9 protein-coding genes and 1 pseudogene are annotated in these 12781 nt (G+C 50.1%); 4 read left to right on the forward strand and 6 right to left on the reverse strand.

From position 1 onward, the window contains the following. The first annotated feature begins 21 nt into the window (after positions 1–21). A complete protein-coding gene (locus tag AB1K62_RS08920) occupies positions 22–1080 on the forward strand; it encodes a ribonucleotide-diphosphate reductase subunit beta (protein WP_367003069.1) in 1059 nt (352 codons plus the stop codon). A 9-nt stretch (positions 1081–1089) separates the two neighbouring features. Continuing rightward, complete coding sequence (locus AB1K62_RS08925) at positions 1090–2055, forward strand: hypothetical protein (protein ID WP_367003071.1); 966 nt, start codon at positions 1090–1092, stop codon at positions 2053–2055. 168 nt (positions 2056–2223) lie between these two features. On the opposite strand, the pseudogene AB1K62_RS08930 reads toward AB1K62_RS08925, so the two are convergent. The 3 genes and pseudogenes from AB1K62_RS08930 to AB1K62_RS08940 form a co-directional block, all read right to left on the reverse strand. Further along, positions 2224–2529, reverse strand: a pseudogene (locus AB1K62_RS08930) (GIY-YIG nuclease family protein). Positions 2530–2636: 107 nt separating this feature from the next. Continuing rightward, positions 2637–2984 (reverse strand): hypothetical protein, encoded by a 348-nt coding sequence (locus AB1K62_RS08935; RefSeq protein ID WP_367003072.1) that lies wholly within the window; start codon positions 2982–2984, stop codon positions 2637–2639. 315 nt (positions 2985–3299) lie between these two features. Next, positions 3300–4001: a thermonuclease family protein gene (locus tag AB1K62_RS08940; protein ID WP_367003074.1), complete on the reverse strand. Its 702-nt coding sequence runs from the start codon at positions 3999–4001 to the stop codon at positions 3300–3302. 97 nt (positions 4002–4098) lie between these two features. Here AB1K62_RS08940 and AB1K62_RS08945 point away from each other — a divergent pair, with 97 nt between their 5' ends. Then, positions 4099–4698 (forward strand): hypothetical protein, encoded by a 600-nt coding sequence (locus AB1K62_RS08945; RefSeq protein WP_367003076.1) that lies wholly within the window; start codon positions 4099–4101, stop codon positions 4696–4698. 238 nt (positions 4699–4936) lie between these two features. Here the strand turns inward: AB1K62_RS08945 and AB1K62_RS08950 are convergent, their stop codons facing one another. Then, positions 4937–5713 (reverse strand): SDR family NAD(P)-dependent oxidoreductase, encoded by a 777-nt coding sequence (locus tag AB1K62_RS08950; RefSeq protein ID WP_367003078.1) that lies wholly within the window; start codon positions 5711–5713, stop codon positions 4937–4939. A gap of 263 nt (positions 5714–5976) precedes the next feature. Between AB1K62_RS08950 and AB1K62_RS08955 the strand changes: the two genes are divergently transcribed. Next, positions 5977–6381 (forward strand): glycine zipper 2TM domain-containing protein, encoded by a 405-nt coding sequence (locus AB1K62_RS08955; protein WP_367003080.1) that lies wholly within the window; start codon positions 5977–5979, stop codon positions 6379–6381. A gap of 155 nt (positions 6382–6536) precedes the next feature. Here the strand turns inward: AB1K62_RS08955 and AB1K62_RS08960 are convergent, their stop codons facing one another. Beyond that, complete coding sequence (locus AB1K62_RS08960; RefSeq protein ID WP_367003082.1) at positions 6537–10676, reverse strand: hypothetical protein; 4140 nt, start codon at positions 10674–10676, stop codon at positions 6537–6539. A 1-nt stretch (position 10677) separates the two neighbouring features. Then, positions 10678–12780, reverse strand: a complete 2103-nt coding sequence (locus AB1K62_RS08965; RefSeq protein ID WP_367003084.1) for a hypothetical protein — start codon at positions 12778–12780, stop codon at positions 10678–10680. Between the last annotated feature and the right edge of the window lies 1 nt (position 12781).

Genomic DNA, 12781 nt, shown 5'->3' on the forward strand with positions numbered 1-12781 from the left:
ATGAAAGCGGAGTAAGATAAAATGTCACTTCTGGAAGCACGTAAAACATATAAGCCTTTTGAATATCCCTGGGCCTATGATTTCTGGAAGCGTCAGCAACAGATCCACTGGATGCCCGAAGAAGTGCCTTTGGGTGAGGATTGCCGCGACTGGGCGCAAAAGCTGACCGATCATGAACGCAATCTGCTCACGCAAATCTTCCGTTTCTTTACCCAGGCGGATGTCGAGGTGCAGGATTGCTATCACGACAAATATGGCCGCGTGTTCAAACCGACCGAAATCAAAATGATGCTCACCGCGTTTTCGAATATGGAAACCGTCCATATCGCCGCCTATTCGCATCTGCTCGACACAATCGGCATGCCCGAATCCGAATATTCGATGTTCCTTGAATATGAAGAGATGAAGGACAAGCATGATTATATGGGCACATTCGGCGTCGATACCGACGAAGATATTGCCAAAACGCTGGCCATGTTCGGCGGCTTTACCGAAGGATTGCAACTGTTCGCCAGCTTTGCAATGCTGATGAACTTCCCGCGCTTTAACAAAATGAAAGGCATGGGACAGATTGTGTCATGGTCCGTGCGCGATGAATCGTTGCACTGTGAAGGCATTGTCAAAATGTTCCACACATTCGTAAAAGAACGCGATTGCCTAACCAAAAGCGTCAAAGAAGAGATTATCGACTGCTGCCAAAAAACCGTGCGGCTGGAAGATGCGTTTATCGACCTGGCCTTTAGCGACGGCCCTGTGACCGGCATGACCGCGAAAGAAATCAAGCGCTATATCCGCTACATTGCCGACTGGCGTCTGGCACAGCTTGGCTTTGACCCGATCTACATGGTCGAAGACCACCCGCTGCCGTGGCTGACCCCGCTGCTCAACGGTGTCGAGCACGCCAACTTCTTCGAAACCCGCGCCACCGAATATTCCAAAGGCGCAACCCGCGGCAACTGGAACGAAGTATGGGACAGCTTTGACAAACGCAAAGGCAACAAAATCATCGGCGTCGAAGCACCGAATAATGACGAAGATGGCGAAGATATGTTCGAGCAAGCGGGAGTTGCTGCGGAGTAGGGGGATAGGGTGAAAGTTTTTAAATTACCAACGAGCGTTCAGGGTCAAGATACTAATCAAGGTGAACTAGCACTTGAAGACCTGGACGGAGCAAAAGTTGATTCCTTCGGGATGGGAGTGCTAAGCGATGGCACTCCCTTCCTAACGCAGAGGGGACTTTCGGTTCTCTGCGGTGTTGAGAATGCACATATAGGCACAATTAGTACTCAATGGTATGATGAAATACCTAAGCCACGAATAAACAAAATCCGCGACATTTTGGAACGAAATGGTCATAGTTTGCCAGCCGCACACATTGAAGTCCGAGTTGGAGGGCGTAGATTTTTTGCCTACCGTGAGGAAATCTCGCTGGCCGTGATAGAATATTATGCCTTTGATGCGGGGCAATACTGTCAAACAGAAGCGCGAGATAATTTCCGTGTCCTTGCTCGAAAGGGATTTAGAGATGCGATCTATGAATCTGTTGGTTACACGCCAAGACATGAGGTTAACGATCAATGGCGGCCGTTCCATGATCGAGTTTCGCTCAGCTTTAACAATGTACCAGATGGCTATTTTAGCATTTTTAAGGAAAGCGCGGACGTAACTGTCACCTTGGGTGAAAATGGCATCTATTCGGATGATGCATTGATTCCAGATATCAGTATCGGTCGGTGTTGGTCCACTCACTGGACAGAGAGTAATCTTGAAGCTCAATTTGGAAAGCGATTGGAATATGAACACAATTATCCTGATTATTTTCCTCAAGCAGCCTCTAATCCTCAAACTCCGAGGTGCTATCCGGAAGCTGCCCTAGGAGAGTTTAAACGATGGTTAAGAGAAGATTATATTAGGGGCGGAAGGTTCAAAGCATATATTGGAAGCCAAGTTCAGAAAAAGAAAATTGCTACGGATGTCGCTCAAAAAGCACTCGGAGCATATCAACTTCCGCCCCTGATATCCTCTAAACCAATCCCGTCGACAACCCTGTCATAACAGCCTCTCGTCATCCTGAACTTGTTTCAGGATCTCTTGAGGTCTGACGCGTTGTTAGAGGTAGATCCTGAAACAAGTTCAGGATGACGAAAATATTGGTGCGGGAGCGAGAGCATCAATATGGTAACGAGAGCATCAATGCGAGGGTTAGGGCTGCGGGAATAACATTCACCGCAATGGCGCTAACCCTATGTCCTCGGCCAGATCGTGCCATTGGGGATTGGCGGCTTCGGTCAAGTTGATCTTCCATTGCCGGTGCCAGTTCTTCAATTGCTTCTCTCGCGTTATGGCTAGTTCCATTGTTCCGAGCTGTTCGAAATATACTAATCACTTCAGAAGATATTTCTGGCTGAAACCGGGCACGCTGCCTTCCCTGTGCTGGTGGATGCGTTGCACTAGATTTGATGTCACGCCGATATAGGGCGTGCCATAGGGTTTGTTGGTGATAATATAAACAGACGGTTGGAAACGCATGGGATCAGGATTGCGTTATTCGGACCTTGAAACAAGCTCCGCATGGCTAATTAGCTCCCGGCTGTCCTCTTATGTCAATTTTAGCATCACCAACAGCGTCCTACCCTCTATTCATCAGACAGCTTCGGGTCGCGGTCGGTGTCCGGGCCTAATCTGCCGAGCGGGCTTTCTGAGTCCGCGTCGTTGCGTTCGCCGCGATAGGCGGAATTGTCTATTTTGCCGCTGCGTTCCATTTGCTTCATGTGATCGACAAGGTCTTGCTTGTCCTGCGGGTTGACCGCGCCGGCATCATCGGATGGATCATGATCGCTCGCGGTGGCGCGGTCTACATTCCGGGCTTGTTCGCTTACAGTTTGTGCTTGTCTGGCTTCGTCGCGCTGTGACCGGTTTTTGCCTTCGGGAGCGTCGCTATCTTGTGCGTTTTTGCGAATGGGGGATTTTTCCTGTGACATCATAGTCTCCTTTACCCATTAACGCGCGGGCCGTTAATTTGGTTGCAAAAGACCCGTCGACCGGCGTGTCATCGTTTTGCCGGGCTCAGGCCGAAAGTTGCTGCATAGGATGCTTGTTGATGAACAATCGCTTTCCTACACAGTCGCGCCCATGATATGTTTAGTGCGGCTCTTTCTCAGTAATCATATTTCATCTGCACTGCTCAACAGCGGCGGGCAACTTCTCGAGGTAATTTGTTGGATATCGCTCGGAAAAACCGGAATCGGCCGGGGAAAGCGCTTCCTTGGTATGAACTTAGTGAACTTAGCGCTTGAAAACTAGCACCAGTTGCGCCGGTAACCCTGCCACCGCTCGGCCAATCCTTCGTCCACTAACCGCGCGCCAAGGCTTTCACCGCGCCGCGTTACGACGCGCAGGTCGCGGCCATATTTGTCCTTATCATTGAACATATCGCTTTCCAGATCAAAGCTGCCTTCGTTCAACAGCGCAAGCAGCCGCATTTTGGCCCGGTGGCCCAATTGTTTTTCATAGGCGCAGCCGGGCTTGGAAATTTCCGGCGTGTTAATATCGGCAATGCGGATTTTGCGACCGGCAAACCAGAATGTATCGCCATCCACCACGCAATTGGTGCGGACAGCGCCAACACAGATGCCAAAGCTGGCGCGGTGCGGATCAATCGCGGCGCTTTGTGAAGACGGCGGGCTACCACTGAACCAGATTGCAGCAAATAAGGCACTGCACGCCGCCAATGTAATTACCGAGAAGGCGGGCCAGCCTATGGTCGAGCGTCCCAAATTACGAGGAAGCGGACGAAACGGCCCCGATTTGGCACGATGAAACGCACCGCGCTGACGCGAATCTGGAAAGGGTGTGACATTTCGGTTCTTCATACCGGCATTATAGAATGTAAATTTATAAAAACTGGTAAAGCGTGTTTGAATGGCAAAAAACTGCTGTTTGCATGAAAATCGCGCCCCTCCACGATAGTCCGGAATGGCAAAGATTACCCAGCTATTCACTATTGTTTAAATTGACGCCTTGACGCTGCGTCATTTCTCCTCATTATGCTTAACATCGGGTTAATGAAGGGGCATTTTTAATGTTAAGTCGCGGCTTATGATGGGCAAATCTATTCATTTCGCAACTCTGGCTGTGGTTGCGTGGGGCATGGGAACCATGCCGCTCGAGGCGCAGACTACAAAGAGATCAACAAATTTGGATGATGGCGCTGAGACAGTTAAGCCGGTCGTTAAACCGAAAATACCGTCGCGTCATGATTATCCCGATGCAGGACAGGCGTTCGGAATGGCCTGGCACTATAATGGCGATAATGAAGCACCTGTGGTTGAGTTCAAAACGCTGGAGACTGATAACCGGCTTTGGACGATGGCGTGCAAGACATTGCCAGACGGCAGCGTGCGGGTCGCCAATATAATTAGCGCAACGCCAAAGGAGCTGTTCGCTAAAGACCGTTTCGGGTTTACGGTGCGGGTTGATGATGGCCGGTCTATCGGGGTGCTGGCGCGCATGTTACCCGCAGATATGGAAGGCAAAACATATCATATGCCGCAATTTTATTTACCCGCTTCCCATGATCTACTGGCGGCATTAGCAGGGGGAAGCCGGGCTTTTGTCAATTTGAACGGTAATAAGTTCAGTGTGCATTTAAATGGTTCAGGAGAGGCATTGGGTAACTTTCTGACTGCTTGCCAATAGCTTTTCCCTATATTTATCCGAGCCGTCTGGATGATGGATCATCATCTACATTATATTAACAGACGTTTGTTATAGATGCTTTCATGTTCGGACCCCGTCTTACCCGCGTGTTTGCCAGTCGCAATAATGCGCTTTTGTGGTCTGCCATGGTGTTAATCACCGCTTATTGCGTTGCAGCGGAACCTCCGGCGGAGCTACCAGCAGCACAGACGGGTCCCTAGCTCTCGCGCTTAGTGATTTAATATTGCGCTGTCCCGCCGTCCACGCTCAACATTGCGCCCGTAATACCTGCGCCGGCATCGGAGGCCAGCAACAGCGCCATGGCAGCGACTTCTTCGACAGTGTTGGGTCGTTTAAGCGCACTTTCCTGTGAGAACATGTCGATCATCTCTTCAAAAGTCATACCCAGACCTTTTGCCGTAGTAGGTCCTTGTTCATGGATCAGGTCGGTGAGAACCAGCCCCGGACAAATGGAGTTGATGGTTATGCCCATCGGACCGACTTCTTGAGCAACAGCTTTGGTCATGCCGTTAATACCGTGTTTTGCAATGGTGTAGGGAGCGAAAGTGGGCTTGCCCATTTTACCCTCGGTGGAGCTGATATTGATAATACGGCCCGATTTTTGCGCGATCATGGATTGCAACGCGCGCCGTGTGGCCCAAAATGTCGAATATATATTCCATTTCATTGTTTCATCAAAAATCTCGTCAGTCAGCTCTGCAAGTGGAGCAAGCGCACCGGCACCGCCCGCATTATTGACCAGAATGTCAATAGTTCCAAAGGCCTCTACCGTCTGATCAATAAAACCCTCAACCGATGCCTGTTCCATAACATCACCAGAAACAAAACGTGCACGATCACCAGCATTAAGCTCATCCAGAACCTTGGCACCTTTTTCCGGGTTGCGCGCCATCACTGCGACATTTGCGCCTTCGGCCAGAAAGGCCTCCGCAATGCCGCGCCCGATACCTGCGGTGCCACCGGTGATCGCAGCGGTTTTGCCTTTAAGTTGCATGATTTTCTCCAATAATTACTCAGTCATAAGTTTATCGAACCCAGAGAGTGGCTACAATCATTCAAAAGATTAGGATATGAGATTTTATTATGTGTAACTATCTGAGGTATAATATAAAAAAATATTTTGTTCATAAAGTCAGGCTCTAATATGAACCTAAGATAAAATCAGTATTCAGCTACCGGAAACGCAAGGCTCTCTAGAACGAATCTCGTTGGGCATTAAACGAGTCGGATCACGAAGATCCTTTTGGAGTAGAAGCAATGATTAACAAGGTTTTAGGTACGCTTGCTGTGACTGCCGCTGCTGTTTCAACAATGGCATTTGCGACACCAGCTGAAGCACGTGGTGGATATAATAGCGGATATCATGGCGGCTATTACCAACGGATTGATGACGATGATCGTCGGCGCTATCGTCGGGGGGATTATTATCGCGGTGACCGCTATCGTGATCGTCGTGACCGTCGCCATTATCGCAATAAGCGCCGTTATAATGATCGTCGCTATCGTGGATGTGACCGCGGCACGGGTGGCACCATCATCGGTGCAATTGCCGGCGGTTTGTTGGGACATGAAGTGGCAGGCCGTAATGACAAGACTGTAGGAACCATCGTAGGTGGTGCTGCCGGTGCGCTTGCTGGACGGGCGATTGATGGCAACTGCTAACAATCAGGACGTTTCAAAACCATTGAAATATTAAAGCTAAGCCCCTTGTATTCCGTTCTGGAATCCAGGGGCCTTTCATTCCTCCAGTTGCGTATTGAGGAATAGGGGACCGCAGCCACAGGCTTCGGTCACCGTTTATATCCTAAGTGTTTATTTTACTGGCGCGCCAGCAAAGGTGGAACAGGGCCGATCCAATCGGACAAGCTCGCCTCATCCGAAACGAAATAAGGTTTGCCTTTGCTGTTAAGATAGAAGCGCTGCATCTCGCTGCGGGTAAAGGGACGCGAGCCTAGGCGTCCAAAAACCGCTATCTGCCCACCGGTTTCATCAACCGCGCGATCACGGTCCAATCCTTTGGACAGGGCAAGGGCCGGTTTAGGGGTGCGGGCAAAGGCAATCAATTCCGGTACGGGTGGTGGTGAGAAGCCGTAATAATTGGGCTGGCTGTCCGGTGAGGTCAGCTGGATGACTTTCAATCCGTTACGACCATCGGCCACATAGGCAAACAGGCTGGCATTGGTGGAACCGACAATCACGTCTTCCGCATCATTCATCTGGCCGCCGAATGTTTCCTTGCGGTAGATAACCGGCGCCTCGGGCTTAGTAATATTGGCGATCACCAGTCCTTCTTCTTTGGCGGCGATATAAGCATAGGTTCGGGCGAGATAGACACGCCGGGCATTGTTAAGCCGGATCGTGCCGGATGGAACCGCAGCCGGATTTTCCATGTCCGTGACATCAAATAATTTAACCCCGTCAGCATCTGTCACCCACAGATAGCGGAATTGTAACGCCGAAGCGCGTGCATCATTGAGCGGCAAAGTAATAACATGACGCGGCTTTAACGGATCGTCGAGATCGATAACGACCAGACCGCTTGCCGCCGTAATATAAGCATAATGCCCACCCAGGGTGATATGTCTGGCACCGTCCAATACGCCCCCTGCATTCCAGGTCACTGCGCGTTTAAAGAAATTATTGCGAAACTCACCATCGGCTAGCGTGTTTATGTCTACGAGGATCAGGCCTTCTTCACTGTCGGTAATCACCGCATAGTTGTAGATCGGATGAAATGCCTGTTCTTCGTTAATCTCACGCATTTCCGCAGTATTGCGTTCCGGCGCCACCGGCTGGTTGGTCGCCAGTGCCATGCAAGTCGCATTTTTCGTGTTCACATGGGTATCGTGACCCAGTGACGAGAAAGGCGCTTTGATAATGCGTTCAGAAAAACCCTTGTTGCCGATTGATGCAACATCATAGGCACGGAAACCGCCTGTGCCTTCTGCGACGAACATATATTCGCCACGTAATTGTAAACAGCGGACGCTGTCCTTTGTGCCCTGTACAACGTTGGCAAATTCTTCGAGTGCTTTTGTTTCACCCGATAAGTCTTTGTCCAGTCGTTTGCCGCGCACCCAGTTAATCAATTCGCGGTCATTATCCTCTACATGCATCCGCCAATAATCGGGATAGGCGTATTTCTGTAAATAGGAACCAATAACAGCTTGCGGTTCATCCCATTCTGTGACGCGGACGGCTTCAAAGCCTTTATCCATACCGACCCAAGCATGAAGGCCAACAAAATTCACGAAGTTCGTGCCTTGTAATAACAACTGCGACATGATCGCATTATTGTCATTGGCTTCGCTCAGGTGACAGTCGGAGCATTGCTTGGTTTCGGTTTTGCGAACCGTATGAGGAAAATGCGGTGCAAAAGCCTGACTGGAAAATCCGATTGCAGAAATAGGAGGTTGCTGCACATAGATGCGTTCACGGTTAATGTTGGTTGAAGATAACACCAATGCCGAGCTGGAGCGCACCGGCGCAATTACATTGCCTTTGGTTGTTTGATGGCGACCCAGCTGGAACATCTGATCACGGGCGACCTGCGGGTTATAGGTTGCAAAATTACGTGTCGTTGCACCGTCATATTTATGGCTTTTTGTTTGCCAATTGGCCTCAATCGGCAGATGGCAGCCGCCGCAACTGGTCGTCCAGCTCAGATGACAGGTAAAGCAAACCATATTGTCATCATTATGGGCGCGATCAGCGGCAGGAACACCGCTGCCAAACGTATATTTACCAGTATCAGCGCCGCTTTTCGACATAAGCTTGGCTCGTGCAGCTTTCACGTTGAAATCAGGGTGCGAGCGATCAACGGAATCTTTAACCAGACTGACCCGCCAGCTCAGTTCCGGATCAACGATGGAGCGTTGAATTAAAACACGCTGCCCGTCCGCATCTTTCATCCATTCAAACCGGCGTTGTCCATCGGGATTGCGTAAGAGACTTAAATTATTGCCTTTAGGTCTGGCGGAGAGGTTTGATGTCATCAGGTTCGGATAATCATCCGCCGTGCCGTGACAGTCTTTACAATTAATTTCGACAGCATTGGCGACTTCGCCATAGATTAAGCCATTACCGTGACTATCCTGTCCGAAATGACAATCGGCGCATTGCATGCCAACCTCGGCATGGATGCTCATCATGTGAACGGTTTTACCGGGGTTGACGCCGGGTTTAACGAATTTCTCTTCGTCCTTTTTCCGGAATTTTTCCGGATCGTCATTTTCGACAATATTGCCATTTTTATCAAGGAGATTGCCTTCACGATCACGTTTCAAGGCAGCTCGGAAATTCCAGCCATGGCCATGATAATCGGCAAATTGCGTATCCGTGGTTTCGCTATTCAGGTCATAGACATTACGCAGGAAATCAAGATCGCCCCATAATCCTTTTGGCGAAGCGCCCTCAGGATTACGGTCCAGAACCTTGCGTAACTCTTCGGCATTCGGGTATTTCTGTTGCTTATAGGTTTTTTGATATTCTTCGTCGCTCATACCCTCGGGTCTGGGCGTTTTATTATCCGGTCCCGGCCACATCAGCGGCGCATCGGATTCATAATCCCACATGGTGTAACCAAGAAAGCTGTTCAGGAAGATATTGGGTTGATGCATATGGCAGTTCATGCACTGCGCGGTTGGAATAGCGCGGGTGAAAGCATGTTGGATCGGATGGCCTTTTTCGCGATCTTCTGGGGCTATCTCGCCGTGGATGCTGTCCGTGTGATCATCGCTGTGCTTTTTACCATGAGCAGCATCATAAGAGCCATAGCTGCCAATACGAGGCTGACCTTTTTTCAGGTTACGGATCGTCGGATCGACTGTCTGTGTTTGCCCGTCTCGCCCATATTTGGCCCACGTCAGGCTGTGACGTGGTTCACGGTCATTGGCGTAGACAACATGACAACTGGCACACCCTGATTGGCGATAATCACCGGGCTGGTCGTTAGTGCCCATATACCAGAGGAGCGGATCATTCAGCCGGGTTTTATGAATGTTGAGTATCGGAATAGAAACGCGCAGGCCAGTGCCGGGACCGCGATTGGATTGTTTGAGGTCAGGACGCCCCGGTTCTTCCAGACGCTGGATAATGCCGCCAATATTGGGCAGTCCGATTTCCGGAAATTGTGAGTTGATATTGCGCCCGCCGCGTTCAAATACGCGGAATATGTCACCCGGCGGGACCGTGTGCCAAGTAGGTAAAGGATAAAGGATGGGCAGGGCGCCGCGTTTCTTTTGCTCTTCGGTAACGGTGCCATGCGGACTTCCGGGAGACTTGACCGTCGCAGGTAATCCTTCACGCGTAAATGCCTCCCCAAAGAGGTAATTTTTAAATGGTACAATACCGTTATTATAAGCACCCCCGCCCCAGAACATAGCAGCGGTCGCCATCAGGGAACGTTCGGAAGATTCGATGATTTCCATGTGACAAGCACCGCAGGATTCCCGAACAACACGATAATCCGACGGGTTCACAAAGCGCACAAATTCCGGTGACTCCTTATTCAGCAGCGTATAGCTCTGTTTGGGATTGGCCGAAGAGGGCCAGTGCCAGCTTTCGGGATATTTCGGCAAGACATGCGCTTTTTTGAGAGCATACATATATTGCGGGCTGTTTCGACCCCATGCATTGTCACCCGCAACATTGGCATCACCACCATGACAATCGACACAACCTAAAACTACGGCGGGACTGGCGTGCATGGTTTTCTGGTCGCTATCTGTATGGCAAGAAATACAGCCTGCGCTTTTGTTATCAGCATCTTCCCAAGTCTGGTTCTGGGGAGCCGGCGGTGTAAAACTATAGTCAATTTTCTGCGGTTTTTCTTTGCTTGCCGCATAAGCATCGGGTGAACCGACTATGAGCAATATCGCGGCAGACAATAATACAGCCGCGACTTTCCACAATTGCGGTATATATTCGGCCAATTTAATATGATGGTAATATTGCATATCAGAAAGCCAATATTGCGTTGAAAAGTATGGAATAATGGAAATCACGTTTGTCAGTCTGGTCAAACAAATCCTTGAAGCCCTTTCCGGGCAGCAGGGCAGCGCCGGACAAGCGGAATACGATATTCTGCGTGGCTTTGGGACGGTAAATCGCCGCAGTGGATAAATCCCATCCTATATCGCTAGGGATAGAACCTTCTACACGCAGTGCTTCCAGACTCTCTGTTTTGTGAAACCATAAATGGTTGGCATTTGCCGATAACCGGAGTGTCGGTGTCAAATCGGCATCCATACCTGCGCCGGCCAAAATCGTACCGGGGTTGTTGAAATTGCTTTGGCCTTGCTCTTTGGAGGATCGCAGAGAATTGAGAATACCGTTGCGACCATTTATACTGATTACGCGCCCACCACCGGCAAAAGGGATAGTTTGCCTTATCCAATAGCTGGTATCGGCTCCGGCAAAGATGGGGTTTTCAAAAATCGCATCAAAGCCGGCTTCGATATTATTATAAGGGTTCCCGTCGCCGCTTGCGAACAGACCCGACGCCCGGAAACGTAAGAAATCAACATCATAGCTGGCCTCTGCGGCAGCAAAATAGGCAGAGATTTTAGCCGGTTCACTGGTGAAAATACTGTTCCGGTCTTCACCAAAAGCACCGTAGATCTGACCTGAAACATTGATCCGCCCGATCCGGCCATCCACGGCATAGCCGGGATAGATCACATCATACGAGCGTCCCCGCAAATCACCAATCAGGGCAGGGCGAACTGGAAAACCGTTATCATCAATCTGAATATCGTTTTTCTCGCGGTTCATATTATAAGTAACGCTGAACTGGCTGGTCAGACCGACAAAGGGTAGATCCTGACGATAGAGATTGGCAAAAAAGATATAGCTGTCACGCGGTGTCTGGGTAATATCATTCAGGCCGCTATTCGTGTCTTTCTCCAACTGCACAAATGCGCCAAGATTATACTGCACACGGTTATTGTCGCGCGTGCCGAACAGGCGAAAACCCAGCTGGTTATCCTGAAACAGGAAACCGCGGAAATCGGCTTGCATCGGCTGGATGCCGATCCGGAAACTGTCAAAGTCATGGCGCGCGGAGGTGTTGCGCAGATGATAATCGAAAAACGCTTCCTGCACGCCGACAAAATAATCGGTTCGCCGGGATTTTTTGGATGGCTCAACAAATAACACCCGGCGTTCCGGTACGTTCACATGATTGATTTGCGTCGCCAGAGTTAGCCGATATTCGACATCCGGCGGTTTATAGGCTGTGGAGCCTTTTATCAGCGCAAGACCGGTAATGAAAGTTTGAGCATAAACTTCAGATCCCGAACGGCCGAACACATTGATGCTGCCGGGACGCTCGGTCGTCTGTATGCCCACAGGGATAGGAAAACTGCGCGGTTCGATCACTGTGTCGGAGATCGCATTAACGACAAAAAACCAGTCATCCCCTTTCAAGAATGAGGGTTTTTTATCGGCCGGAATGGGTTTGTCGCCCTTCAGCACATTTTGACCATAAGGGTTGAGAGTGCTGCGGCAATTATGTTGTAGCGCGCCAAAGACTTTGAAGATTGATTCATCGCTGCCCTTTTGGGGACATAGCGATTGCAGGATACGCCATCTGTCGGGAACCGGAAATTCATCGGTCGGAAATGCTTCGGGCGGCGGGGCGCTGATTGCACCGGGGTTGTTCTGGGTAACGCGCTCTGGCAGTTCTTTGTGAACACCGGGACGGCGGCGGCCATCAATCAACGCCTCGTCAGCGGTTACACCGTCAAAGTCCATTTCAAGCTGTTCATCACCAACAGCATCAGCCACAACTTTATCCGGGTCTGCCTCAGGTGGTTCAGATGTTGTCGTTTCATTATTTGGAACTGCAACATCTACCTCAGTAGCACCAGCGCCGGCATTTAAGTCGGCACGCGCAGGATTTGCATTATTGGCTCGTAGCCAGTCAAATTTTTCGCTGGCCAGTAAAGCATTCAGCGAAGTTTCCATATCTTCGACCGATAGCTGCTGCGCCTCCATTTGATCGGCCTGACCGGAAATTACCGCCATAATTGGTAAAAAAGAAGAAGCGACTGCGGACATC

The sequence above is a fragment of the Parasphingorhabdus sp. JC815 genome (assembly GCF_040717415.1).
GTDB lineage: Bacteria > Pseudomonadota > Alphaproteobacteria > Sphingomonadales > Sphingomonadaceae > Parasphingorhabdus.